Source organism: Bradyrhizobium sp. 215_C5_N1_1, assembly GCF_052075935.1.
In the GTDB taxonomy this organism is placed as follows: Bacteria; Pseudomonadota; Alphaproteobacteria; order Rhizobiales; family Xanthobacteraceae; genus Bradyrhizobium; species Bradyrhizobium barranii.
In genome coordinates, this window is sequence record NZ_CP197228.1 from 8,813,896 (window position 1) to 8,838,080 (window position 24,185).

Genomic DNA, 24,185 nt, shown 5'->3' on the forward strand with positions numbered 1-24,185 from the left:
AGGTGGCGGGATTTTCAGACCCGCCAACGATGAAGGCCGATCCTCTCGGGCCAATCAATGCCTCACATGCTCGAACACGACGATCACGCCCGTCGGTTCCGGCTCGTGGGCCATCAGGCGCGTAAGGTCGGCATCGCTCCAGTTGGCGAGGCTGACGACTTCGCCGGTCTGGCGCTCGGCGCTGAGCGACGGCGTCGGCTCGAGCACCTTCAGGCCCGTCTCGTCGACGAAGAAGGTGTGCTCGCCGAACATGCTGTTGAGCTGCGGCATGGCGGGATGTTCGTCGGGGAGCACCTGGGCGCCGAGTTGGTTGACGGTCTGCTTCACCTGTTCGGATGTGAGCTTCATGAGCTGCTCCGTTTCTGTCGTGCCGGGTTTCAGTGAGTTGAGCCAAAACGGGCGTTCCCTGCGCCTGTGTCGCCTGGCTCAAATTCCCGAACGGGTGTTGCGCACGAATGTTCCGGAAAAATGCATTTCGTGATCGCCAGTTTCATCTGCCGCGCTCACGGCACGGGATCGCCACACGATGCACATGATCCGCCTGTCGATGCCGCTATTCGACGGCTTCGACGATCCGGATGTCGCGGTCGGCACCGTCGCCGAGCAGGTCGTGAGCGGCCTTGTAGGCGGGACTTTCATACGCCGCCCTGGCGCGCTCGACGCTGTCGAACTCGATGAGAACGACGCGTTCCATCAGGCCGTGCTCGTAGGCCGCAACCGGCATCCCGCGCGCGAGCACGCGTCCACCGGCGGCCTCAATGGCCGGACGCGACAGCTTGGCGTAGGCCGCCATGGCGTCGGGGCTCTTGATCGCGCGGTAGGTCGCAACCCAATAAGCTTTTGCCATTTTGTTTCTCCTTGTTCTCGTGAACTAGTGCTCGCCTCGGTTCTCGCCAACCGAGAGCGCGCAGATGCGTGACAGATATGTGTATGGCAGACCGGTCTCCTCGGCCCACGCGTTGAACTGTGCCTGCACTTTTGCGAGATCGCCCTTTGATTTGACCTCTTCGGCGATGTCGAGGCCGGCATCGCGCAGGCAGGCGACGACATCCCTGGAGGTGACAAAACCATCCCAGCCGACGAAGCGCAGCAGCATCTGCCCGGTGTTGCCGCCGAGCCGGCTGCCGCGCTTGGTCAGGAGATCGAGCAGGCCGACCTCGTTGGATGGCGGCCATTTCGCCAGAAACTTGCCGAAGCTGCCGTGCTCTTTCGCGATCTCCTGGACGAAGGCCGCGTTGTCGCGCACCGACATGATCTTGGCGCCGTTGCGCACGATGCGCGCGTCGCGCACGAGGCCCTCCCAATAATCCTCGGGCTGGAAGGTGAGCTTGGCCGGCTGGAAATGCAGGAACGCCGCTTCAAAGCCGTCCCATTTCGAATCGATCACGCTCCAGGCAAAGCCGGCACAAAACACCCGCCTGGTCATCTCGGCGAGGATGCGATCGTCGCCGAGCTTGGCCAGCCCCTTCAGGTCGGGCTTTTCGGGCATCAGCCTGTCGAGCGCCTTGGGGCCGCCCTTGCGTTTCTCGGCGCGGGCACGAATGGTCTTGAAGGAGGTCATGCGGATACGGGCGTTTGAGGATGCGCCACGACATCAGAATTCGATGACACGGTCCAGCCCTGCGGTGCCCGGCTACTTGCGCACACCAATGCACCGCAGCATGCTGCCGGCCATTGGCTTGACGAAGAGAGGCAGCCATTCTGGTCTGCTTCTTGCTTTGTAAATGACGTTTTGGAATTCCCAGACCTTTTCAAACCCGCCCATGGATTTTCAATGCGCTGCCTGGTCGTGGCCGATTTGCACTACTCGCTGCCGCAGCTCGACTGGCTGGCCAGCGCGGCGCCGCAGTTCGACCTCGTGATCTTCGCCGGCGATGCGCTCGACATCGGCTCGATGGTGGATTTTCGCGCGCAGATCGTGGTGCTGAAGAAATACCTCGCGCTGCTCGCGGCGCAGACCCGCGTGATCCTCTGCTCCGGCAATCACGACCTCGACGAGCGCAACGCGGAGGGCGAGAAGATCTCGCGCTGGATCTCGGAGGTGCGGGAGCTCGGGATCATTTGCGACGGCGACAGCCTCACCATCGGCGACACGCTGTTCACGGTGTGCCCGTGGTGGGATGGCCCGCTGGTCAAGCAGCGCATCGTCGCGCAGCTGCGCGACGCCGCCGAAAGCCGCCCGCAGCGCTGGATCTGGGCCCATCACGCGCCGCCGGCGAATTCACCGACCAGCTGGGGCGGCAAGCGCTTCTTCGGTGATGTCGATCTGGTGCAGTGGATCATGCAGTATCAGCCGTCGATGGTGATCTCGGGCCATGTGCACCAGTCGCCCTTCATCGCCGACGGCTCGTGGTTCGACCGGCTCGGGCAGACATGGGTGTTCAACGCCGGCCTGCAACCGGGACGGCCGCCGACGCATATCGTGCTGGATCTCGCTGCGGACAAGGCGTTCTGGCTGGCTGCGGGCGAAGCGCAGTGGATCGACCTCGCCGCACCGCTGAAGCGGCCCGCAAACACCATCGAGGAGCCGCCGGACTGGCTCACATCCTTGGATCGGATTGCCGATCCGAGCCTGGCGACACCTCGAGCGGCGGCAGGTTGATCATGCTCTGGAGCACCTCGCCGACCATGGCGAGATGCGTGCCGTGGCCGGCATATTGCCGCTTGAGATCGGCGAGATAGGTGTTGGCAACGTTGAGCCGCTGCGCCAGCGTGCGCGCGAGCAGCAGCGCGACCTCGGGCCGCTGGATGAGGAATGACGCCGCGTCCTCGAACTCATAGATGACGGAATCCGAGCTGGCCCGCACCGTTGCCGTATGCGGCAACCCAAGCAGCACGGACATCTCGCCGAACACGGCGCCGGGCTCGGTGATGGTCGCGACCACCGTGTCGCTCTTGAGCACGTCGAGCCTGCCCTCGACGAGCACGTAGAGGTGGCCGCTGCTGGTGCCACCCTCGGTGACGACCGACGTGCCGGCCTTGACCTGCCGCTCCGTTCCGCCGGTGCAATGATCCAGAACTGCGCGCATCGCCGAAGCTCCCATCGCTGGGGAAATCCAGGCGATACTAGAGCACGATCCGTGCCAGGCGGCAACGCGCGGACGGCTACCGCGACAAGCGCTTTGCGAGATGAACCGACTGCCAGTCTCCGAGACCGGTATCCCGGAAGCCTGCCTTCTTCGCCAGACCGCGCATCTCGGCATTTGTCCGCGCAGTCTCGGCGGCGATCATCTCGTGGCCAAGATCGGTCGCCCGCGTCTCCATCGCCGTCATCATCTGCAAGCCGAGGCCCAGGCGCTGGAACGCATCGGCGACCGAAATGGCAAACTCGCCATGCCGTGCAGTCGCATCATAGGCGTAGTTCGCTTCGCCGATGATGGTGTGCTGCCCTTCCTGCCTGACTTCGGCGAGCAGGGTGAAATGACCGGGACGGCCCGTCTTCGCCACGCATTCGGCCGCGACCAGGGCGACGTCGGCGCGCGCGCCCATGAAGCGCTTGTTGCGCGACGTCGTGGACAGGCCGGTGAAATAGACCGACAGGTTCTCGACGTCGGATACGCTGGCGGTCCTGATGCAGACCATGCCCTTCGCTTCGGCCAGTTCGAGCGCCTCAACGACGGCTCCCGGAAACAGCTGTGACATGCGTAATGCTCTCGGCAGGTTGCGTGGACCGCACACCTAACCGAGACCGCGCTTCCGCGGCTTGGACACCACTGCCAATCATGCGGCTGAAAACGAACAGCTCGTTGTCCCGTGCCGCGCATCACACACGGGAGAGTGACGGCACCTCGTCGGGCATGATCGCCTGGAGGCCGCCGAAGCGGCGCTCACGGCCGTGGAAGGACACCAGCGCCGCGGAGAGATCGCCAGCGTCGAATTCGGGCCACATCCGCTCGGTGAAGTGCAGCTCGGCATAGGCGCCTTCCCAGAGCAGGAAGTCCGACAGCCGCTTCTCGCCGGAGGTGCGGATGATGAGATCGACGTCGCGAAGGCCTGCTTCACCTGTGACGAGCTGCGAGAAGGCTTCGCGGGTGAGGCTCGTCAGTGCCGCCGCCTTCGCTGCGGCGTTGAGGATGGCGTCGCGCGCGGAATAGTCGACCGCGATGCGCAGGTGAAGCGCGCTGCCGTGCGCCGTGGCGTCCTCCGCGCGCGCGATCGCATTTGCGATGCCGTCGGGCAGACGGTCGCGTCGACCGATCACGGTGAGGCGCACGCCGTTCCTGGCGAGGCTCTGCACCTCGTTGGCGAGATAGAAGCGCAGCAGCGTCATCAGCGCGGCGACTTCGGTCTTCGGCCTGCGCCAATTGTCGGTTGAGAAGGCGTAGAGCGTCAGCGTCCCGATGCCCTGCTTGGGTGCGGCCTCGACGATGCGGCGGATCGCCTCCACGCCGGCCTCGTGGCCGCGCAGGCGCGACAGGCCGCGGCGCGTCGCCCACCTGCCGTTGCCGTCCATGATGATGCCGACGTGAAGCTTCTCGTTGCGAGAGGTCATGTCGCTTTGCATTGCAAAGTCTCCGGTCAAAAAAGGGGGGATCAGGTCGAGATGATACCGAGACGGCCGAGCGGCGGCGCGTCGCGGCCGGCGGCCTTGGCGGCGTCGCGCACCAGCCGCTCGAGCACGGCGAGATAGTCGAGGAAGCGGCGGCGGCCGGCCTTGGTCAGGCGGCAGGTCGTGTGCGGGCGGTTGCCCTCATAGCCCTTGGTCACCTCGACGAGGCCGGCCTCCTGGAGCACGGCGAGATGCCGGCTGAGATTGCCGTCGGTGAGGCCGCAGAGCTGCTTGAGGTCGGCGAACGCCAGACCCTTCGGATGCGCCATCAGCGAGGTCAGAAGCCCGAGCCTCGCCTTCTCGTGGATGACGCGGTCGAGCCCTTCATAGGAGAAGGGTGCGCTGTCAGTCTTCGACATCATGGTCTCCGGACGCGAAATACAGAATGCCCGCCATCACCGACTGCCCGATCACGAAGGGCAGCCCCATGGTCCACGGCGATAGCGTGTGAGTCCGGCTCGCGAGCACCACGACCGCGAAGCCGGAAACAAAATACCAGGCGCCGGCGAGCGCGACGGTGCGCGGCAGCGAGCGGACGGAAGCGAAAATGCCGAGCGACACCAGGATCTGCCACAGGCCGGGCAACAGCCACAGCGTCTCGCTCGCGAACTTCCACATCACCACCGCGAGCAGCACGCCGGCGACGCCCGCGGGCAAGAACTGCTCGACCGCCTGATGGATCATGGCATCGGCCAGGCCGGAATGATGACGGCGCGAGCGCGCGCGCATCTCGATGCCGATCATCAGAACGGAGAGCACCGCGGCCATGAACCAGCCGAAGAAGAAGCCGACCGGCTCGCTGGTGGGATCGCCGAGCAGCCAGAATTGGAGGATTGCGGTGAGAAGCGCGACGGCGCCCGTCGCAGCGATCGTCGCCGGGCCGTAGCCGCGGAACGCCGTGCCCGCCGCAATCTGGTTGCGGATCGCCACGATGTCGGCCAGTGCCTTGTCGAGATCGCGCATTGGCAACGCCAAAACCCCGCTCCGCCCAATTAACCGGGACCGCCGTCCCGTCACTTTGTATCGCAAAGTATATAGCACCGCAAAGTAAAGGCAAGCCCGGCGAGGAGGTCCTGTCCGGACAAACAACTGCCGATTGCACTGCGTATCCTCCCGCGGATAAGATGGATCGAAAAGCATTATGGGGGGATGGTATGTGGCTTAAGTCGTTTGTCGTTGCATCGCTTTTGCAGGCGAGTGTCGTCGGAGCTGCCCATGCGAAAGGACCATTCGGCAGCGTCAATGTCGGCAACTGGATCGGCGGCGCCTTCAGCAATGACGAGACGGGCGCTTTCTCCCATTGCGCCGCGACGACGCCTTATGCGAACGGCGTCATCCTCGTCGTGAGCCAAAATGCAGCCGGCACATGGTCACTCGCCTTTGCGAGTCCCAGCTACCGCTTCAACAAGGGCGAGAACGCCGCGATCGACGTGACCTTTGACGGGCAGGAGCAAGCCAGGCTGTTCGCCACGGCGTACCAGCCCAACATGCTCACGGCCATCATGCCGGTCAATGTTGTGCGCACGTTTCAGAAGGCGAGCCTGATGGTGGCGACAGCCGGCCGCGCCGTTCTGAATTTCGATCTTACCTCGACCGGGCCGGTGATCGCCGCATTGGCCAATTGCGTGACCAAGGTGAAAGCCGACGGGCTCGACAAGGCCGGCGACTTCACCAAGATGGCCGCCAAGCCGCAGCCTGCGCCGGACAAGCAGGCGCCGCCGGCCGGCAGCAAAGTTGCCAGGGCCAAGACCGGCACCGGCTTCGTGGTCAGTGCGAACGGCCATGTCGTCACCAACAACCATGTGATCGACGGCTGCGTCGGCGACATCAAGGGCAACCTCACCGGTGAGGCCGCGATGGTGCTGCGCGTCGTATCGAGCGACGTCAACAACGATCTCGCTTTGTTGCAGGCGCCGTCGACGACGACATTCAAGGACTTTGCGCGGATCCGCGATCGCTCGATCCGCTCCGGCGATTCCGTCATCGTAATCGGCTTTCCCTTCCATGGCTTGCTCACGTCGGACTTCACCGTGACGACCGGTATCGCGAGCTCGCTCAGCGGCATGCGCAACGACACGCGTTTCCTGCAAATCAGCGCGCCGGTGCAGCCCGGCAATAGCGGCGGCCCGCTGTTCGACACCACCGGTCAGATCGTGGGCGTGGTCACCGCAAAGATCCCCGCACTTCGCATCGTCGCTGCGACCGGCAACATTCCGGAGAACATCAACTTCGCCATCAAGACCGGCATGCTGCGCGACTTCCTCGACAATTCCGTGGTGCCCTACCAGACCTCCGAACCGAAGGGCGAGCTCAAGACCACCGACATCGCCGGCAACGCGCGGCCGTACACGATGCTGATCTCGTGCAATGGCACGGAGCAGGCCGACGCGAAGCGGTAGACTGCGCTTCAGCCTCCGCTGTCATGCCCCGCGAAGGCGGGGCATCCAGTACGCCGCGGCTTCTAGATTCGACACGACCGTCTCGGAATACCGGATCGCCCGATCAAGTCGGGCGATGACACCGTTGGTGTGGGCACAGCGCACCCGCCGTCTCACCCGTGGCAGCACGCCCCCTTCGCCTGCGGCTCGTACTGGTCGCGCAGGCGGACCCAGTCCATCGGATAGGGCAGGCCGTCCTCGTGACGACCGAGCGGGGTGAGGTCGAGATACTGATAGGCCGCGTTCATCATGTCGAGACCGCGCGCGAAGCAAGAATAGGTATGGAAGATCTCGCCGGCCTCGTTGCGGTAGAACACGCTGATACCGGGCAGCTCCGGACCGTAGAACGGCGTGGTGCCGAAATTGTACTTCGGCACGCCCTTGTCGATCTGCTCGCGCGTGAACGAGACCTCGTAATCGTAGTTGAAGTCATTGCCCCCTGACGAGACCCAGTCGAAGGTCCAGCCCATCCGCTTCTTGAAGGCCTCGAGCTTGGCGACCGGCGCCAGCGAGATCGCAACCGTGGAGGTGTCGCGCGCGGCGAGGTGCGGCACGATGCGATCGAGACCGTCGGCCCAGAACGAGCAGCTCTTGCACGCGGCCTCCCAGTCGGGTGCAAACATCACATGCTGCACCACGAGCTGCGGGCGGCCCCCGAAGAGATCGCCGAGCGTCACCTTGCCGTTCGGTCCGTCGAACACATAGTTCTTGTCGACCTTCACCCAGGGCAGCGCGCGGCGCTGCTCGGCGAGGCGCTCGCGGGCCTGGCTGAGCTCCTTCTCGTGCGCCAGGTGGGCCTTGCGGGCCGCGATCCATTGCTCGCGCGAGACGATCTGATGTTGCTGCACGGTATCCTCCATGGTGTCAGGCGACGAAAGCGTCGAGCTTGTCGAGGCACGAGCTCCAGCCGCGCTGGTGATTGTCGCGTGCGGTTTCGTCGAAGAACTGGGCGTGATGGAAGATCATCAGCGTGCCGGCGCTATCCGGCTTCAGCGTGATCGTCACCAGCGATTCGCGCTCCGGCGTCGAATGCCAGGCCCAGGTGAACACCAGCCGCTCGTTCGGCACGACCTCGCGATAGATGCCGCCAGCCTCGAAATATTCGCCGTCGTCGCCGGTGAAGCTGATGCGGTAGCGGCCACCGGTACGGACATCGAGCTCGGCATCCAGCGTCGCCGGCTTCATGTTCGGCGGCCCGAACCACTGGACTATCTGCGCGGCTTGCGTCCAGGCGGCGTAGACTTTCTCCGGCCGTGCGCGGAGCCGGCGCGTGAGCGTGAGGCTTGGACGTTCGTTTGGACGCTCGCTTGGACGCTCGGCTGTGCGGGGATCGGTGCTGACGGCTGCGTTGGCCATGTCTTGTCCTCCACGAAGGCGGCGAGGCGGTCGAACTTCTCGGACCAGAACTGCGCGTAGCGATTGAGCCAGTTCATCGCCTGCTCCATCGGCTGCGCGGTGAGCCGGCAGGACACCGTGCGTCCGGTCTTCTCCCGCACGATCAGGCCCGCATCCGTGAGCACGTCGAGATGCTTCATGATCGCCGGCAGCGAGACCGGAAACGGCGCGGCCAGCTCGCTCACCGACAGGCCGTCCCGCTCGCCGAGCCGCGCGAGAAGGGCACGCCGCGTCGGATCGGACAGCGCCGCAAAGGTCCGGTCGAGCGTCTCGTCTCTATACTTAACCATTTGGTTTAGTATAGACGTGAACGAGAGGGCGTCAAGCAGGAACCCGCGCGTCCGGATCTGCACGACTGCGTGATCAGGCGGTGCTCAGTGTGAGCCGCGACTAGTACGGACGAACGTACCGACCGCGTAGTGACGGCTGAAGCGGAGGCCGTACGGCCACCTGGGCAGGATTTTGCGCGCAATAGCCCTTGCGGCCCGACGCGCTCATCTGACACTGCTCGCGGGTCTGATAGGAGCAGTCGCCGGGATAGCCGTATTCCGAGTTCTGAATGCACCACGCGTAATCATAGTCCGCGCGCGCCGGGCTCCCGCCAGCGAGCCACACAAGGACTATGGTGCCCAGCACAAATTGCGCCTTGCCCATGACCGACCTCCCGTGTTCGCCGCGCGACATCCGACCTCACAGAGTGAAAGGCTCGCGGAGCCGGTTTATTCCGGAGCGATCGCGCAAAAATACGCGGCTGCGCAATGCGCGCGCGGCTAGTACGGTGCAACGGGCCGCGCGCGACGGTGCGGCCGAGGTTGCGGCTGCGGCGCCTGGCCATAGGCCACCATTGGATTGGGCCCGCAGTACAGCAAGCGGCCGGAGACGCTGGCCTGGCATTGCTCATAGGTGCTGTAGGCACATTCGCCGGGATAGTCATACTCGCCGCCCTGGGCGCACCAGGGGTAGTCGCGGGCCGCCGCGGGCGTGACGGTGACGAAGCCGGCAAGGACCGTCGCGCCCAGCGTCAGCAGCGCCAATTGCGTCTTGCGCATGATCCAGACTCCTCTCTTCACAGGGCGAGATACGCGCCATGTATCATCAGGTTTCGCCGCGCCGTTTTATTCCAGATCAACGGAACGAAGTACGCAAGAAAAAAGCCCTGCCAGGCGGCAGGGCTCCAATCTCAGGGATCACAAGATCGCTACTCGACCTTCAGGCCGGCGAACTCGACGACCTTCTTCCACTTCTCGGTCTCGGCCTTGATCTCCTCGCCGAACGCCTCCGGCGTCTGCACCCGCGGCTCGCCGCCGAGTTCGACCAGTCGCTTGGTCATGTCGGGCTCCTTCATGAGCGTATTGATCTCATTGTTGAGCTTGGCGATGATCTCCTTGGGCGTGTTCTTCGGCGCGCCCATGCCGAACAGCGCGCTGGCCTCGTAGTCCTTCACGGTCTCGGCGATCGCCTGGACGTCGGGCAGCTGCGGCGAGCGCTCAGTGGTGGTGACGCCGATCGCGCGAAGCGAGCCGGAGCGGATGTGCTGGATGATCGAGGGCATGTTGTCGAAGATCACCTGCACCTGGCCGCCGAGCATGTCGGTGATCGCCGGCGCCGCGCCGCGATAGGGCACGTGCTGCATCTTGCAGCCGGTCAGCGCCATGAACATCTCGCCGGACAGATGCACCGAGGTGCCGTTGCCGGACGAAGCCATGTTCACCTTGCCGGGATTGGCCTTCACATATTCGATGAACTCGGCGACGTTCTTGGCCGGAACGTCCTTGTTGACGGTCATCACGTTCGGCACCCGCTGGAACGAGGCCACCGGCGCGATGTCGCGCACGAAGTTGAATTTGAGGTTGGTGTAGAGCGAAGCGTTGATGAAGTTGGCCGGATTGACCAGCTGCAGCGTGTAGCCGTCGGGCTCGGCATTGACGACCGATTCGGTGCCGATATTGTTGCCGGCGCCGGGCTTGTTCTCGATCACGAATTGCTGGCCGAGCCGTTCCGACAGCCGCTGACCGATCAGCCGCGCCAGGATGTCGGTGGCTCCGCCCGGCGGATAGCCGACCACCCATTTCACGGGCCGGGCCGGATAGTCGGCGGCAAGGGCCTTCGACAGCGGGGTGGCTGCAAGCGGACTGGCTGCGAGCAGGCCCAGCGCGGTACGGCGAGTGATCATCTCAAGGGTTCTCCCAACGTGTTGTTCTTGAAAGCCAGATGGCTTCAAAATGGCGTCGACGCGGTTGTAACAAAGCTTGCCGCAGGCGGAAAGTGCGCCCGGCGCATCACGACGAAAGGATAAGGCATGCCGGTCAAGGTCGAAGCCCTCGATCATCTCGTCATCAACGTCGCGGACGTCGCGGTGACCGCCGAGTGGTACCGCAGGATTCTCGGCATGGAAGTCAAGGTGTTCGACCCCGACGGCGGCAAAGCGCCGCGGACTTCGTTGCAATTCGGTAACCAGAAGATCAACGTCCGGCCGCGCGATGCCGACAAGGTCGAGTGGTTCACTGCGGACCATCAGACCGCCGGCAGCGAGGATCTGTGTTTCCTCACGTCTGCATCGCCCGACGAGGTGGTGGCGCATTTGACGGCACATGGCGTCGCGATCGAGGAAGGCCCGGTTCCCAAGCAGGGTGCCCGCGGCGCGCTGCGCTCGGTCTATTGCAGGGATCCGGATGGCAGCCTGATCGAGATTTCGTCGTACGAGGACGGTGGTCGATAGGGCCGCGCTGCCCACCCCATCGTCATTGCGAGGAGCCATTGCGACGTAGCAATCCAGACTGCCCCCGGCGGAGACAGTCTGGATTGCTTCGCTGCGCTCGCAATGACAATGGAGAGAGCGGGCGCTACGCCTCCCCCGATTTGCTCCCTGCGTCATCCAATGGCAGGAAGACGCAATAATCAAAAGGCAGCCGCCATCAAGATGCAGGCTGCACGGGAGGAGCCATGCCACCTCAATACACCGAATCCGGACTCGTAGGACCGTTCGACGGGCTCGACGTACCCTGGCTGCTGAAGATGCGCGCCGCGGTGCGCCGCGATCATGCATTCCTGATCTGGGCGCCGTTCGGTGCGCCGGCGCGGCGCTGGAGCTACGGCGAGTTTCACGAGCGCGTCGGCGCGCTCGCGGCGGGGCTGGCCAAGCGCGGCGTCAAGCCGGGCGAATATGTGCTCATTCATCTCGACAATTGCATCGAGGCGCTGCTGGCCTGGTTCGCCTGCGTCGAACTCGGCGCCATCGCGGTGACCACCAACACCCGCTCGGCGCCGGCGGAGATGGAATATTTCGCCGATCATTGCGGCGCGGTCGCCGCGATCACGCAGCCGGCCTATGCCGAGCTCGTCGCGCAAAGCTGCCGCAACATCCGCTGGCTGGCGGTGACCTCGCACGATGCAGGCGCGGCGCCCGCGCAAGCGGTCTCGCGCGGCGACAGTTTTGAATCGCTATTCGCCGACAGCGCCGACCGTCCCAGGCGCGCGACCGACCCGTTCGCGCCGTGCAGCGTGCAGTACACGTCAGGCACGACCTCGCGCCCGAAGGCGGTGCTGTGGACCCACGCCAACGCGCTGTGGGGCGCCAAGATCAACGCCGCGCATGAGGACCTTCATGCGAACGACGTGCACCAGACCTATCTGCCGCTGTTCCACACCAATGCGCTGGCCTATTCGATGCTGGCAACGCTGTGGGTCGGCGCCACCTGCGTGATCCAGCCGCGGTTCTCCGCGAGCCGGTTCTGGGGCGTCGCGCGCGAGCATGGCTCGACCTGGACCTCGACGATTCCGTTCTGCATGAAGGCGCTGCTCGAGCAGGAGATCCCGAAAGACCACAAATTTCGCCTGTGGGGCACCGCCATCAACGAGCCGCCGGCGTTTGCTGCGTTCGGCGTCAAGATGATCGGCTGGTGGGGCATGACCGAGACCATCACCCACGGCATCATCGGCGAGGTCGACCAGCCCAACATCCCGATGTCGATCGGGCGCGCGGCTCCCGAATATCAGATCCGCATCACCGACGATGACGGACGGCCGACTGAAGTCGGCGACACCGGCAATCTCGCGATCAAGGGCATCGCCGGGCTGTCGCTGTTCGCCGAATATCTGCACAATGAAAAGGCGACGCGCGAAAGCTTCGACGAGCACGGCTTCTTTCTCACCGGCGACCGCGTCGAGCGGCTGGAGAACGGCTTCATCAGGTTCGGCGACCGCGCCAAGGACATGCTGAAGGTCGGCGGCGAGAACGTCGCGGCCTCCGAGATCGAGCAGGTGATCGCGGTGGTAGCAGGCGTGCGCGAGGCCGCGGTGGTGGCGAAGAAGCACCCGATGCTGGACGAGGTGCCTGTTGTCTTCATCATCCCGCACGGCGGCGTCGCGGGCGCGGCGCCCGATCTGCATGATCGCGTGATGGCGGCCTGCGGCGCGGGACTCGCGGATTTCAAGGTGCCGCGCGAGATCAGGCTTGTCGACGATATGCCGCGCTCGACGCTGGAGAAGGTGGCGAAGGCGGAGCTAAGGAAGATGGTGGGGTGAGCGTCGCCACGCGGCACGCTGCCGTAGGGTGGGCAAAGCGAAGCGTGCCCACCATTTGGGTCGCAATTGAGGAAGCATGGTGGGCACAGCGCTTTGCGCCTTTGCCCACCCTACGGCATCTTGCTCAAAACGATCCCAGCGCCACCGGCCGGAACGCCTGCAGCAGTTGCTGATCCAGCTTGCCGCCCATGCCTTCCATCATCGTGAAGGCGCGCGAGTGGGTGAAGGGCATGCGGTAGGCGCGCTTCTCCACCAGCGCCGCGTAGATGTCGACGATCGTCGTGACCCGCACGATGTCGCTGATCTGGTTCGACGACAGGCCGTTCGGATAGCCAGAGCCGTCGAGGAATTCGTGGTGATGCAGCACGACGTCGAGCATCTCCGGCGGGAAGCCGCCCTGCTCCGCGAGCGCGTCATAGCCGCGACGCGGATGCTGGCGCACCTCGGCCATCTCCTCGTCGGTGAGCTTGCCGGGCTTGTCGAGCAGCACGGAGGGAACGAAGGCCTTGCCGACGTCGTGCAACAGCGCGGCGCGGGTCAGGCGACGCTGGTCGTCCTCGCGCATGCCGAGATGCTGCGCGAAGGCGACGGCGAAGCCGGTGACGAACAGGCAGTGGCGGTAGCTGCCGACATGATGGCAGCCGACGGTGGTGAGCCATTCGCGCAGCGATGAATGCTTGATCGCCTTCAGGATCTTGCTCTCGGCGGCGATGACGTCGTCGAAGGTCAGGGGCACGCCGAGCGGCAGCTTCTCGAACATCTTCGCCAGCACCGCATGCGCCGCCTCGACGCCACGGTTGAGCGTCTTGCCGCGATCGGTTGCGTCATAGGTGGCGGTGTCGGGGAACGCGGCGCGGATGCGCTGAAGAATCGCATCGGGCTGCAGCGGCCGCGAGATCGTGTCGGTGGCGCCCAGCGCCCAGGCCTGCATGGTGCCGTGATGCAGGGCATCGGCGAGCACGAACAGGCGCGGCATCGTGCGATAGGCATCGCCGCGCAGCTTGTTGCGCACCCGCTGCACGCTCTCGGGCGAGCGCAGATTGATGTCGACCACGAGACCGGACAGATCGCGCGACGGCTGCTCGGGAATGTCCTGCGTCGTCACCGTCGAAACGTCGCCCACGGCCTTCAGGATGCTGGCAAGCTCGGTGCTCTCGTCGCTCCGGTCGGAAGCGAGCAAGAGCCGGCGTTTGGCGGCGGATTTGGCTGGCGCGTTCATGGCTTCCCCAGAGCACGGGAGTGTATTTGGCGTCAGCCTAAGCCGGATCAGGTTCTCCGGCCCTTAAGAGGCGTGCTCAATGGAACCCTGCGGAATTGCGCGCAATTTTAGGGAATTGGGGTCGCGGCGCGGTTCTAGTCGAAAACGGTGAAAACAACCCCATGCACAGTAGAACGGGCCTTGATGGAAAGGGAAATTTGGGGCGCTCTCGCCCACTCTCCGCTGTCGTCGCCCGGCTTGACCGGGCGACCCAGTACGCCGAGGCGGCGCGGCCGGAGCTGAGAGGCCGCGGCGTACTGGATGCCCCGCTTTCGCGGGGCATGACAGCGAGATTGTGGAGACGCCTACCAAAACAAATCCGCCGGAAGTTGCCCTGCGGCGGATCAGCTTACTTGGCAATTACGCCTCGCCTTACGCCTTCATCGCCCCCTTCACAGCTTCGGCCGTGATCGGCAGGGCTCGGATGCGGGCGCCTGAGGCGTTGAAGATGGCGTTGCCGATTGCCGGGGCGATGACCGTCACCGCGGGCTCGCCGACGCCGGTGGCTTTTTCGCCGTTGGCGATCACGGCGACGGCGACCTCGGGCATCTGGCTCATGCGCAAGGGCGTGTAGCTGTCGAAGTTTGTCTGCTCGATGCCACCGTCCTTGAGCGTCGCCTTCTCGTACATCGCCAGCGACAGGCCCCACAGCGCCGCACCCTCGACCTGGGCACGGATGTTGTCGGGATGCACCTGCGTGCCGACGTCGGTTGCGACCGTGAGCTTCTTCACGGTCACCTCGCCCGACGGCGCCACCGCGACATGGGCGACGCACGCCGTCCAGCTCGCGGTCGCGCGTTCCTGCGAGGAGACGCAGGCCACGCCCATGCCCTCGCCTTTCGGCAATTGCTTGGTGCCGTAGCCGGACAGCCCCATCGCGGCGAGCAACGTGTTGCGCAGCCGCTGCGCGCCGCCGTCGTTCTTGCCCTTGCCGTCGAGCAGCGCGATGCGGAACTGCGCCGGGTCCTTGCCGGTCGCAGCCGCGATCTCGTCGATCATGCTTTCGACCGCCCAGAACGTCCAGCCGGGCGCCACCGAGCGAAGCTGCCCGGACGGCGTCGCATTGTGCGCGAGCTCGTTCTTGATCGCGCGCACATAATGGTTGGGCACGGTGTAGAAGAAGTCGGCCCCGTTCACCGTGAAGGAATCGAGCGGGCCCTTCTTGTCGACCGAGGGCGTCAGGAAGTCGGGGATGCCCCAGCGCGCGGTCGGCCAGGCCGAGACGACGTCGTGGCTGAGCGCGACGAGCTTGCCGTCGCCGTCCACGCCGGCCTTGACCTTCTGGTAGGTGAGCGGACGCGAGAAATCCATCGTCATGTCGTTCTCGCGCGTGTAGATCACCTTCACCGGCTTGCCGATGGCCTTCGCCGCCTGCACCGCCGGCACCATCATGTCGGCATCGAGCCTGCGGCCAAAACCGCCGCCGAGCCACATCTGGTGCATCACCACGAACTTCGGATCGATCCCGGCGGCACCTGCCGCAATCGCGCCGGAGCGCGTCGCGAACTGGTTGCCGGAATAGATGTGCAGGATGTCGCCCTTGAACTCCGCCGTGGCGTTCATCGGCTCCATCGGCGCGTGGATGTTGATGCTGGTGGTGTACTCCGCCTCCAGCACTTTTGCGGCCGAGCCGAACGCCGCGTTGGGATCGCCATCCTTGACGAAGAACTGGCCGGAATCGTCAAGCTTCTGAAGCCGCTTGGCTTCGTCGAGCAGCGACTCGCTCGAGACCTTCGCGTTCGGACCGCCGTCATAGGCGATCTTCAGCGCCTGCGCCGCCTTCTTGGCATTGGCGTAGGTGCTGGCGACCGCGACGACCCAGCCCGATGTCGTGCCGGTCTTGTCGTCGAGGGTGATGGCCTTGATGAAGCCCGGCACCTTCTTCGCAGCCGAGTCGTCGACCGACTTCACCGTGGCGCCGAAGCGCACCGGCGGCGTCACCACCGCGCCATAGGCCATGCCCGGCAGCATCACGTCGATGCCGTACTTGGCCGTGCCGTTGGTCTTGGAGGGGATGTCGAGCTGCGGCACCGACACGCCGATCATGGTGTACTGGTCCGGCGTCTTCAGCTTGATCGCCTTCAGCTCGTCCGGCGTGAAGGTCTTGGTCGCCTTGCCGCTCTTCACGACGTCGGCGAACGACATCTGCTTCTTCGACTTCGGATGCGAGATCACGGAATCGCGCACCACGAGCTCTGACGCCGGCACGCCCATCGCGGCGGCCGCGCCTTCCGTCAATGCCGTCCGTCCGGCTGCGCCGGCCCGGCTCATCGCGTCGAAGTTCATCATGGTCGACCAGCTGCCGCCGGTGATCTGCGCACCCAGCACGGGGTCGTTGAACTTCGGATCGTTGGAGGCGAGCGCGACGCGCATGTCGCTCCACTTCGCGCCGAGCTCCTCGCAGACGATCTGCGCCATGGTGGAGGCGATGTGCTGGCCCATGTCGGCCTTGCCGCAGGTCACGGTGACCAGGCCATCGGGCGCGATCGCATACCAGACGCTCGGCTCGAAGTTTGAAGGCGCAGCGAGCGCCTCACCGATGCCGGGCACGCCGGCATAGCCGAGCACGAGGCCGGTCGCTGCCGTGCCGACCAGGAAGGAGCGGCGGCTGAGATCTGATGTCTCGGGTGTGATGGTTGTCACGTGCTTATTCATGTGGGCCTCCGTTCGTTGCCGGAGACGGATGCGGTGCGCATCTCGGTGGCGGCGCGCATGATCGCCTTCTGGATCCGCGAATAGGTCATGCAACGGCAGAGATTGCCGTCCATATGCGCCACGACCTCCTCCTTGGTCGGATTGGCATTCTTGGCCAGCAGCGAGGCCGCCTGCATGATCTGACCCGACTGGCAGTAGCCGCATTGCGGCACCTGCTCGGCGATCCACGCCTTCTGCAGCGGATGATCGCCCTTGGCGGAGAGGCCTTCGATGGTGGTGATCTTCTTGCCGGCGACATCGCCGACCATGGTCTGGCACGAGCGCACGGCTTCGCCGTTGACGTGCACGGTGCAGGCACCGCACAGCCCGGCACCGCAGCCGAACTTGGTGCCGGTCATCTGCAATTGCTCGCGGATCGCCCAGAGGAGCGGCGTGTCGTTCGCCGCATCCACGGACAGACTCCGCCCGTTGATGGTGAGAGTTGGCATAGGCGTCTTCCCCTGCCGGTGCATGAAGCCGCTTACGGCGGCAACTTGAACAGTGGACGCCCACCGGGCTGGCGCCCACCTTGATCGCAAGAATGATCGGGTTCGCAGCCAGAGGCAAATGCAATTTGGAATCGATCGAAACTATCGCGGCAGCTCAGTGTTGTGCGTTGCGACAACGGCACCCGATGCAGCGACTGGACGCAACAGAGAATGCATCAGGCATGCGTGCCATCGCGTTCAGGCAGTTTCTTCCAGGTAACCCGTCGGGCTAGGATCGACGCGAAAACAACAACCAGCATAAAGAGGCGGGAGACATGCCAAAGGTCGATCGGGACGGTGTCGGGATCTACTACGAAGTTCACGGCGAGGGTCCGCCGCTGCTGCTCACCCACGGCTATTCCTCGACCTCGGCGATGTGGCATGGCCAGGTCGACGCGCTCGCGAAGGACCACAAGCTCGTCCTGTGGGACATGCGCGGCCACGGCCAGTCCGACTATCCCGACGATCCCCATGCCTATAGCGAAGCGCTCACCATCGGCGACATGGCCGCGATCCTCGATGCGGTCGGCGCCGAGCACGCCATCATCGGCGGGCTCTCGCTCGGCGGCTACATGTCGCTCGCGTTCTATCGCGCTTATCCGCAACGCGCCCTTGCCCTGCTGATCATCGACACCGGCCCCGGCTTCAAGAAGGACGACGCGCGCGAGGCCTGGAATGCGCGGGCGCTTGCGACCGCCGACAAGCTCGACCATGAAGGTCTCGACATGCTGAAGTCGGCGACACGCGAGCGCGCCACCGCGAGCCATCGCAACGCCAGGGGATTGGCGCTCGCCGCACGCGGCATGCTGACCCAGCGCGACGCCCGCGTGATCGAGCTGCTCCCCGACATCAAGGTGCCCTGCCTGATCGTGGTCGGCGCCGACGACGCGCCGTTCCTCGCCGCGTCCGACTACATGGCCGCAAAGATCCCCGGCGCACAAAAGGTCGTGATCCCCGCCGCCGGTCACGCCGTCAACATCGATCAGCCCAAGGCTTTTATTGACGCGGTGACGCCTTTCCTAAAGAACTTGCCGGGATAGGACGGTCGGACAGGGACACTGGCAATGAAGCAAGCGATACTGGCTGCGAGCGCGGTGCTGCTGTCGATGTCTGCGCAGGCCGAACCGTTCGGCGGCACGCAGCCGCGCCGGCCCTTCGTTGCGACCTTGTCGAACAACACGCCGCTCGCCTTCGGCATGGATGCCGAGCAGACCGCGCGGGCACTGGGTCAGCCTCTGCAATATGTGCGCGGGCGGCCCGGCAACGAGATCTATCTCGCGCTTCGCAACCTCGGCGGCAGCGGACTGATCCCCTACCGTCACCGCCTGTTCCTGCAGTTCCGTCACGGACGGCTGGCGGGATGGAAGGAAGACTACGGCGAGAACTGGATGTGGGAGTGAGTGCGACGCGCAGCCGCCTCCCCTCATCCTGAGGAGCTTGCGGAGCAAGCGTCTCGAAGGATGAAGGCCACGCTGATGCGTCCCGGGCCTCTATCCTTCGAGACGCGCTCCGTTGGAGCGCTCCTCAGGATGAGGGCAGAGAGCTGAAATTTCGGATCGACAACCAAGAAGGACAACCCGCGTGGGACAAGACATCAAGCTGACGGCTTCCGACAATTTCCAGCTCGGCGCCTATCGCGCTGATCCCTCAGGCGCCCCGAAGGGCGCGGTGGTGGTGATCCAGGAGATCTTTGGGGTCAATCACCACATCCGCTCGGTCTGCGACCGCATCGCCAGGGAAGGCTATGTCGCGATCGCACCATCGATCTTCGACCGGACCTCGCCGAACTTCCAGTCGGGCTACACGCCCGACGAGATCGCCGAGGCGCGCAAGTTCGTCGCCAGTCCCGACTGGGACGCGATGCTGCGCGACACCCAGGCCGCGATCGACGCGGTGAAGAGCGTCGGGCCGGTCGGCATCATCGGCTTTTGCCTGGGCGGCAGCGTCGCCTTTGTCGCGGCGACGCGGCTGTCGGGCCTGAAGGCCGCGATCGGCTATTACGGCGGCGCCGTGGTGCGCTTCGCCGACGAGAAACCGAAGGTGCCGACGCAACTGCATTTCGGCGAGAAGGATGCCGGCATTCCCCTGACCGACGTCGAGACCGTCAAGGCGAAGCGGCCGGATGTGGAGGTCTTCATCTATCCCGGCGCCCAGCACGGCTTCCACTGCGACGAGCGGCCGAGCTACGACAAGGCGAGCTCGGATGTCGCCTGGCCGCGCTCGATGGAATTTTTCGCGAAGCATCTGACGAAGTAGCGCGCGCCACTCAAAGCAGGAATCGGGTGGCTGCATCACGGCACCCGGCGATAGAGCTGGCCGATCAAGCCAACTCGCGCCGGGAGATCGCCATGCAGCAAGCCATCACGCACCTCGTCATCCGCAATCCGTTCGGAACCATGGACGTCCCGGGCCCGGACGATTCTGAAGTCATGGACTACGCGGCGACCGCCACGCTGGCCGGCGATGCGGCCGACATCAACGCGGTACATTGGGCGGCCATCGCAGCGCCCTCGGACCCGCTCGAAGGCATCTGGGCGAGCCGCTGGAACGGTGGCGCCGATCCGACCATCGCGGGCGATACGCCAGACAGATGGAAAGAGGGGCGCGCGGAAATCCGCATCGCGGGGAGCCGGATCTATCTGCGTTTCGACTGGGACCATGGCCGCCGGCACGGCCTGATCGATGCTGCGCGCGAGGGCGCGCGCCTGGTCGGAAAGTACATCAACCTGACCACGCCTGCGATCACGCGGCCATGGATCGGGCTCGTGGTCGATGGCACGCGCATCGACGGATGCTTTCCGAACGGACGGCTGGATTTCAGGCGGTGAGCTAGAACCAGCGCTCGCCGACGAACACGGTGTCGCCGGGGCTCAAGGGAGTGCCGAGCGGGACGATGGCGCGCATCGCGCCGCCGGCTTCGGTGTGCGTGACGGTGACCACGTCGCGCTTGGCGCGGGGCGAGAAGCCGCCGGCGATCGCGACCGCGCTTTCGACCGTCATGTTCGGGACATAAGGATATTGGCCGGGTGCGGTGACTTCGCCGAGGATGAAGAACGGGCGGTAGGCTTCGATCTCGACCGCGACCGAGGGCTCGCGGATGTAACCGTTGCGCAGGCGTGCGGCGATTTCACCGGCGAGACCCGCCGGGGTGCGGCCGCGGGCCGGCACTCCACCGATCAGCGGCATGGTGATCGAACCGCCGGCATCGATGGCGTAGCTGTTGGTGAGGCCTTCCTGGCCGTAGACCACGACGCGCAGCCTGTCGCCGGCGTCGAGATGATAGGAGGAGTCGTAGCGCACCGGCGCCGCCATCGGCGCGGCGTAGCCGACCGGCATGGGTGCAGGCGACGAGGCAAAGGAATTGCGCAACGCGCCGATGGCGCCGCCACCGTCGGCGACGACGACCGGCTGTGGTGCGCCATAGGGCTGACCATAGGCCATGGAGTCGAGATCGGCACGGGGCTGCATGACCGCGACGGGACCGGCGGTCTGCATGCAGCCGCCGAGGGCAAGCGCGGCGGACGCTGCCAAGGAGGCTGTCAAGATCGACCATCGAAACGCGCGTGCAACCGGCACCGGACCTAATCCCTCGAAACGAGACGGCCCCAGTCTTGCACTGGTTATGGTTAACAAAGCGTTGAGGGGGGCAGCGCGGCAATGCGGATGCGATGACACCGCACACTCCGTCATGCCCGGGCTTGTCCCGGGCATCCACGTTCTTGGTGCCGCACGAAGATCGTGGATGGCCGGGACAAGCCCGGCCATGACGAGTTGTTCGTGGCGAGCTTACGCGCTCACACCCACGCCGATCGGGCAGGACACGCCGGTGCCACCGAGGCCGCAATAGCCGGCGGGGTTCTTCGCCAGATATTGCTGATGGTAGTCCTCGGCGAAATAGAACGCGCCGGCGGGCGCGATCTCGGTCGTGATGGCGCCGAGACCTTTTGCAGCAAGCGCCTTCTGATAGAGCGCCTTCGATTCATCGGCCGCTTTCTTCTGCGCATCAGAGTAAGTGTAGATCGCGCTTCGGTACTGCGTGCCGACGTCGTTGCCCTGACGCATGCCCTGCGTCGGGTTGTGGCTCTCCCAGAACGTCTTCAGGAGTTTCTCGTAAGAGATCTTCTTCGGATCGAACACGACCAGCACCACTTCGGTGTGGCCGGTGCGTCCCGAACAGGTCTCCTCATAGGTCGGGTTCGGCGTGTGGCCGCCTGCATAGCCGACAGCGGTCGCGTAGACACCGTCGCCGAGCTGCCAGAATTTGCGCTCGGCGCCCCAGAAGCAGCCGAGCCCAAACACGGCCTGCTCGAGGCCCGCGGGATAAGGCGGCTGCAACTTCGCGCCGTTGACGAAATGGGTGGTCGCGGTGGGAATGGCTTGCGCACGGCCCGGCAGCGCTTCCGTGGCGCTCGGCAATGCGGTGGTCTTGCGCATGAACAGCATGATTGGCTCTCCGAGACGAGCTGTCCGTCGCTTGAGCCAATGCAACAAGCCAAGGGCTCAGGCGGCGCGCTCGCGATCAAGGTGGGAATATAGGTATCTACGCAGGAGGGGGCAGCCCTGTTACGGCTGCCGTCAACGCGAGGTTCAGTCTCGGCGGGAATTGAAAGATCAATCCCGGGAATATCCGATCAAGGGTTTCCGCGGGCGGAACAGGATCATCAGCAGGATGCCCAAAATGCCGAGCACGGCGAAAACCGGCTGATCCAGCACGAGGCGGATCACCGAGGTCCAGAGCCAGGGCGCCTTGGCCTCGACCCAGGTGCGGAACGCCGTCTGGCTGGCCTGGTTGATGTCGTTCCAGAACTGGCCGAACCGGGTGAACCGCAGGGTCTGGTCGGCCACCCAGCGGGCGCCGTCATAGACCATGAAGATGAACCCGCCGGCCAGCAGCAACAGCCCAATCAGTCGGAAAAAGCCGCGGATCATGCCTCACCTATATGGTCGTCCGATCGGACGACCTCTGCAATGCCGCCAGCCAATAGCCGGGCGACGGCAGAAATTCAACCTCTTCAGGGCGTTACGGCGCGCGCTGGAGCTCTCAGGGCCTGTTTTCCAGCCCCGGAAAGCGTTGACGGTGCCGCAGACCCCCTCTATAAGGGCGCCAACTGGCGGTGGGCGCAATCCTGCCGCCGCTGTTCTTTGAGCAGTTGCAGGCTCCATGAGCTTTAAAGGCTTGGAGCCTCAGAGACGACCGCAAGGCCGTCGCTCATGTTCCGGGAACAGCCCAGCAACCGAACACCCTAAATCCGAGCGTCGATTAAGCGGTCAAGCAGCCGGCGCTACCCGACCAAGACGCGACCGGTACCGCAAAGGATATTGAGACCATGGCCAATACCACTTCCGCCAAGAAAGCGACGCGCAAGATCGCCCGCCGCACCGCCGTCAACAAGTCGCGCCGCACCCAGATGCGTGGTGCCGTGCGTACCGTCGAAGAAGCCATCGCGACTGGCGACCGCGCCGCCGCGCTGAAGGCGATGGCGAGCGCCGAGCCCGCGCTGATGCAGGCCGCGCAGCGCAACATCGTTCACAAGAACAACGCGAGCCGCAAAGTCTCCCGGCTCACCGCGCAGATCGCCAAGCTCGCGAAGTAAGCTCGTCGAGTCATCCGATCGACTGATCGGATCGACATCGCGCTCGTCAATCAGCCCGGCTCGCGCCGGGCTTTTTGTTGCCTGTCACAATTCACGCTTGCGGTCGTTGGGCGACCACGCTTCCGTTGGAAGACTCGTGTCGTCTTCGCTGCGCTGCGCCCGTAATTTCACTGGCGGATGTTTTTGCAACAGTGGAAACTCTCACTGCGCTGCGAAAAACCCCTGCGGGGCGGGCTTAAGTTGAATCCGCGCGCGCGAGAGTTCTGCACACCGTAGTTTTCCCGGAACCGGTTCGCGATGGAGTTACCCTGCGAAACGAGACTCAAAAAGCGGTGTCTCAATAATCACTTATCGACATAGCGTCGACAAGCATTTGGAAAAATTGCCCGCAAGGCGTGCGCGTGACGCTTTTGTAAAAAATTTTTGGCGGTGGCGGAGATTTGTCACATGACGCGCGGCGCCTTCGAATCTGTGCACGGATTCAAACTCTTGCTCGCAAGCCTGTGCACAACTCCCGCGCGCCGTTAACGCTGGTCAAGTTTTTAGTCGCCTCAAGTGTGAATCAATTCCGTTGCGAGTCTTTCCGCATAGTGTATTCCTTAAGTCGTCCGCAGCGCCCACGATCTCAAGACCAGCGCGGTTTTAGAAACGGGGCGAGCGTGCAAATCGGCGGCGGTGTGCACGTAGGCGACGCTTCAACAAGCGATTGTCGGTTCAAAACCCATAGCAATATGGGAACGGTAGCTCTTTGTCTGAATGTCTCCATGTGGGATCTTCGATCCCGCTCGCGCCAGACGCAAACGAGAGATGTCATGAAACTACCGCGACACACGTGATGGCGTAGCCGAGCGGACGAACAGTGCAGACGGGCGGGACATCGGCGACTTCAGTCGCAGTTGTCTTCAGGACACGCAGGACCTTGCCGTGAGCAATCACGGCAGGACGGGGAGGGTATCATGTCTTACGGACTCAACGCGGTATTGAAACAAGCCACCTACTCCAACGATGCCGGTTTAGATCAGCCCAACCTCCAGCCTCCCGCGTGTGACGGAGCGCCGAGTACGCGCTGACCTCGCGACCCCTCCATCTCTGACATCGCTAGTCCGACCCGCGGCGTTCGCGCCGAACGGCGGAGCTGTGTCCGACGATGGAATCGCTCGAGGTCGTGCCCTTTGAAGGATCCTGGCGGGACCCCTTCATGGCACTCACAACGCAACTTTATCTCTCAATAGAAGTTTTTTGACG

Annotated in this window: 29 protein-coding genes; 9 read left to right on the forward strand and 20 right to left on the reverse strand. The window is 64.4% G+C overall.

Going from position 1 to position 24,185, the window contains the following annotated elements:
• Nucleotides 1-54: 54 nt before the first annotated feature.
• The 3 genes from AB7G19_RS42405 to AB7G19_RS42415 all read right to left on the reverse strand — a co-directional run bounded on the left by AB7G19_RS42405 (nucleotide 55) and on the right by AB7G19_RS42415 (nucleotide 1,561).
• Nucleotides 55-348, reverse strand: coding sequence for a hypothetical protein (locus AB7G19_RS42405; RefSeq protein WP_085405093.1), 294 nt, complete (start codon nucleotides 346-348; stop codon nucleotides 55-57).
• Between the two features lie 205 nt (nucleotides 349-553).
• Complete coding sequence (locus AB7G19_RS42410; protein ID WP_085405092.1) at nucleotides 554-847, reverse strand: DUF1330 domain-containing protein; 294 nt, start codon at nucleotides 845-847, stop codon at nucleotides 554-556.
• A gap of 24 nt (nucleotides 848-871) precedes the next feature.
• Nucleotides 872-1,561 (reverse strand): DNA-3-methyladenine glycosylase I, encoded by a 690-nt coding sequence (locus tag AB7G19_RS42415; RefSeq protein WP_085405091.1) that lies wholly within the window; start codon nucleotides 1,559-1,561, stop codon nucleotides 872-874.
• Between the two features lie 213 nt (nucleotides 1,562-1,774).
• Between AB7G19_RS42415 and AB7G19_RS42420 the strand changes: the two genes are divergently transcribed.
• Nucleotides 1,775-2,602, forward strand: a complete 828-nt coding sequence (locus AB7G19_RS42420; protein ID WP_085405090.1) for a metallophosphoesterase family protein — start codon at nucleotides 1,775-1,777, stop codon at nucleotides 2,600-2,602.
• On the opposite strand, the gene AB7G19_RS42425 is transcribed toward AB7G19_RS42420, so the two are convergent.
• The 5 genes from AB7G19_RS42425 to AB7G19_RS42445 all read right to left on the reverse strand — a co-directional run bounded on the left by AB7G19_RS42425 (nucleotide 2,541) and on the right by AB7G19_RS42445 (nucleotide 5,512).
• Nucleotides 2,541-3,029, reverse strand: coding sequence for a Crp/Fnr family transcriptional regulator (locus tag AB7G19_RS42425; RefSeq protein WP_085405089.1), 489 nt, complete (start codon nucleotides 3,027-3,029; stop codon nucleotides 2,541-2,543). The two genes, AB7G19_RS42420 and AB7G19_RS42425, sit on opposite strands and share 62 nt — an antisense overlap.
• 76 nt (nucleotides 3,030-3,105) lie before the next feature.
• Nucleotides 3,106-3,642 carry a GNAT family N-acetyltransferase gene (locus tag AB7G19_RS42430; RefSeq protein WP_085405088.1) on the reverse strand — a complete coding sequence of 179 codons (537 nt, stop codon included), beginning with the start codon at nucleotides 3,640-3,642 and terminating at the stop codon, nucleotides 3,106-3,108.
• A gap of 121 nt (nucleotides 3,643-3,763) precedes the next feature.
• The gene (locus AB7G19_RS42435; RefSeq protein WP_085405087.1) at nucleotides 3,764-4,504 is read right to left on the reverse strand and encodes a di-trans,poly-cis-decaprenylcistransferase; all 741 of its coding nucleotides are present in this window, start codon (nucleotides 4,502-4,504) and stop codon (nucleotides 3,764-3,766) included.
• Between the two features lie 29 nt (nucleotides 4,505-4,533).
• Nucleotides 4,534-4,908 (reverse strand): winged helix-turn-helix domain-containing protein, encoded by a 375-nt coding sequence (locus AB7G19_RS42440; RefSeq protein ID WP_063985952.1) that lies wholly within the window; start codon nucleotides 4,906-4,908, stop codon nucleotides 4,534-4,536.
• Complete coding sequence (locus AB7G19_RS42445; RefSeq protein WP_085405086.1) at nucleotides 4,895-5,512, reverse strand: hypothetical protein; 618 nt, start codon at nucleotides 5,510-5,512, stop codon at nucleotides 4,895-4,897. The genes AB7G19_RS42440 and AB7G19_RS42445 overlap by 14 nt, the downstream gene beginning before the upstream one ends.
• 191 nt (nucleotides 5,513-5,703) lie before the next feature.
• On the opposite strand from AB7G19_RS42445, the gene AB7G19_RS42450 reads away from it, so the two are divergent.
• Nucleotides 5,704-6,948, forward strand: a complete 1,245-nt coding sequence (locus tag AB7G19_RS42450; RefSeq protein WP_354115284.1) for a S1C family serine protease — start codon at nucleotides 5,704-5,706, stop codon at nucleotides 6,946-6,948.
• 152 nt (nucleotides 6,949-7,100) lie between these two features.
• On the opposite strand, the gene AB7G19_RS42455 is transcribed toward AB7G19_RS42450, so the two are convergent.
• The 6 genes from AB7G19_RS42455 to AB7G19_RS42480 form a co-directional block, all read right to left on the reverse strand.
• The gene (locus AB7G19_RS42455) at nucleotides 7,101-7,835 is read right to left on the reverse strand and encodes a DUF899 domain-containing protein (RefSeq protein WP_085405120.1); all 735 of its coding nucleotides are present in this window, start codon (nucleotides 7,833-7,835) and stop codon (nucleotides 7,101-7,103) included.
• A gap of 16 nt (nucleotides 7,836-7,851) precedes the next feature.
• Nucleotides 7,852-8,199, reverse strand: coding sequence for an SRPBCC family protein (locus AB7G19_RS42460; RefSeq protein ID WP_085405119.1), 348 nt, complete (start codon nucleotides 8,197-8,199; stop codon nucleotides 7,852-7,854).
• Nucleotides 8,196-8,672 carry an ArsR/SmtB family transcription factor gene (locus AB7G19_RS42465; protein WP_085405084.1) on the reverse strand — a complete coding sequence of 159 codons (477 nt, stop codon included), beginning with the start codon at nucleotides 8,670-8,672 and terminating at the stop codon, nucleotides 8,196-8,198. Before AB7G19_RS42465 ends, AB7G19_RS42460 begins: the two co-directional genes overlap by 4 nt.
• A gap of 100 nt (nucleotides 8,673-8,772) precedes the next feature.
• A complete protein-coding gene (locus AB7G19_RS42470) occupies nucleotides 8,773-9,066 on the reverse strand; it encodes a DUF3551 domain-containing protein (protein WP_321576601.1) in 294 nt (97 codons plus the stop codon).
• An 86-nt stretch (nucleotides 9,067-9,152) separates the two neighbouring features.
• On the reverse strand, nucleotides 9,153-9,431 hold the full coding sequence (locus tag AB7G19_RS42475) for a DUF3551 domain-containing protein (RefSeq protein ID WP_071908969.1): 279 nt from the start codon (nucleotides 9,429-9,431) through the stop codon (nucleotides 9,153-9,155).
• Nucleotides 9,432-9,580: 149 nt separating this feature from the next.
• Nucleotides 9,581-10,555, reverse strand: a complete 975-nt coding sequence (locus AB7G19_RS42480; protein ID WP_071908968.1) for a Bug family tripartite tricarboxylate transporter substrate binding protein — start codon at nucleotides 10,553-10,555, stop codon at nucleotides 9,581-9,583.
• A gap of 126 nt (nucleotides 10,556-10,681) precedes the next feature.
• Here AB7G19_RS42480 and AB7G19_RS42485 point away from each other — a divergent pair, with 126 nt between their 5' ends.
• Nucleotides 10,682-11,101: a VOC family protein gene (locus tag AB7G19_RS42485; RefSeq protein ID WP_085405083.1), complete on the forward strand. Its 420-nt coding sequence runs from the start codon at nucleotides 10,682-10,684 to the stop codon at nucleotides 11,099-11,101.
• Between the two features lie 224 nt (nucleotides 11,102-11,325).
• Nucleotides 11,326-12,906 (forward strand): AMP-binding protein, encoded by a 1,581-nt coding sequence (locus AB7G19_RS42490; protein ID WP_441268811.1) that lies wholly within the window; start codon nucleotides 11,326-11,328, stop codon nucleotides 12,904-12,906.
• Nucleotides 12,907-13,030: 124 nt separating this feature from the next.
• Here AB7G19_RS42490 and AB7G19_RS42495 read toward each other — a convergent pair whose 3' ends face one another.
• From AB7G19_RS42495 to AB7G19_RS42505, 3 genes are all read right to left on the reverse strand, one after another.
• Nucleotides 13,031-14,125 carry an HD-GYP domain-containing protein gene (locus tag AB7G19_RS42495; RefSeq protein ID WP_063980092.1) on the reverse strand — a complete coding sequence of 365 codons (1,095 nt, stop codon included), beginning with the start codon at nucleotides 14,123-14,125 and terminating at the stop codon, nucleotides 13,031-13,033.
• Nucleotides 14,126-14,536: 411 nt separating this feature from the next.
• Entirely contained in the window at nucleotides 14,537-16,819 is a 2,283-nt protein-coding gene (locus tag AB7G19_RS42500; RefSeq protein ID WP_085405080.1) for a xanthine dehydrogenase family protein molybdopterin-binding subunit, read from the reverse strand.
• Complete coding sequence (locus AB7G19_RS42505; RefSeq protein WP_014491023.1) at nucleotides 16,816-17,307, reverse strand: (2Fe-2S)-binding protein; 492 nt, start codon at nucleotides 17,305-17,307, stop codon at nucleotides 16,816-16,818. The genes AB7G19_RS42500 and AB7G19_RS42505 overlap by 4 nt, the downstream gene beginning before the upstream one ends.
• Before the next feature lie 314 nt (nucleotides 17,308-17,621).
• On the opposite strand from AB7G19_RS42505, the gene AB7G19_RS42510 reads away from it, so the two are divergent.
• The 4 genes from AB7G19_RS42510 to AB7G19_RS42525 all read left to right on the forward strand — a co-directional run bounded on the left by AB7G19_RS42510 (nucleotide 17,622) and on the right by AB7G19_RS42525 (nucleotide 20,174).
• Nucleotides 17,622-18,386, forward strand: coding sequence for an alpha/beta fold hydrolase (locus AB7G19_RS42510; protein WP_085405079.1), 765 nt, complete (start codon nucleotides 17,622-17,624; stop codon nucleotides 18,384-18,386).
• A gap of 24 nt (nucleotides 18,387-18,410) precedes the next feature.
• On the forward strand, nucleotides 18,411-18,746 hold the full coding sequence (locus AB7G19_RS42515) for a hypothetical protein (protein WP_085405078.1): 336 nt from the start codon (nucleotides 18,411-18,413) through the stop codon (nucleotides 18,744-18,746).
• Nucleotides 18,747-18,927: 181 nt separating this feature from the next.
• Nucleotides 18,928-19,602 carry a dienelactone hydrolase family protein gene (locus AB7G19_RS42520; protein WP_135214084.1) on the forward strand — a complete coding sequence of 225 codons (675 nt, stop codon included), beginning with the start codon at nucleotides 18,928-18,930 and terminating at the stop codon, nucleotides 19,600-19,602.
• A gap of 92 nt (nucleotides 19,603-19,694) precedes the next feature.
• Nucleotides 19,695-20,174: a hypothetical protein gene (locus tag AB7G19_RS42525; protein ID WP_085405076.1), complete on the forward strand. Its 480-nt coding sequence runs from the start codon at nucleotides 19,695-19,697 to the stop codon at nucleotides 20,172-20,174.
• A gap of 1 nt (nucleotide 20,175) precedes the next feature.
• Here the strand turns inward: AB7G19_RS42525 and AB7G19_RS42530 are convergent, their stop codons facing one another.
• The 3 genes from AB7G19_RS42530 to AB7G19_RS42540 form a co-directional block, all read right to left on the reverse strand.
• Complete coding sequence (locus AB7G19_RS42530) at nucleotides 20,176-20,922, reverse strand: polysaccharide biosynthesis/export family protein (protein WP_028151117.1); 747 nt, start codon at nucleotides 20,920-20,922, stop codon at nucleotides 20,176-20,178.
• A 210-nt stretch (nucleotides 20,923-21,132) separates the two neighbouring features.
• On the reverse strand, nucleotides 21,133-21,789 hold the full coding sequence (gene msrA, locus AB7G19_RS42535) for a peptide-methionine (S)-S-oxide reductase MsrA (RefSeq protein ID WP_063980097.1): 657 nt from the start codon (nucleotides 21,787-21,789) through the stop codon (nucleotides 21,133-21,135).
• Nucleotides 21,790-21,957: 168 nt separating this feature from the next.
• Nucleotides 21,958-22,275: a hypothetical protein gene (locus AB7G19_RS42540; RefSeq protein WP_007616084.1), complete on the reverse strand. Its 318-nt coding sequence runs from the start codon at nucleotides 22,273-22,275 to the stop codon at nucleotides 21,958-21,960.
• A gap of 398 nt (nucleotides 22,276-22,673) precedes the next feature.
• Between AB7G19_RS42540 and rpsT the strand changes: the two genes are divergently transcribed.
• The gene (gene rpsT / locus AB7G19_RS42545; protein WP_028151115.1) at nucleotides 22,674-22,940 is read left to right on the forward strand and encodes a 30S ribosomal protein S20; all 267 of its coding nucleotides are present in this window, start codon (nucleotides 22,674-22,676) and stop codon (nucleotides 22,938-22,940) included.
• Nucleotides 22,941-24,185: the final 1,245 nt, after the last annotated feature.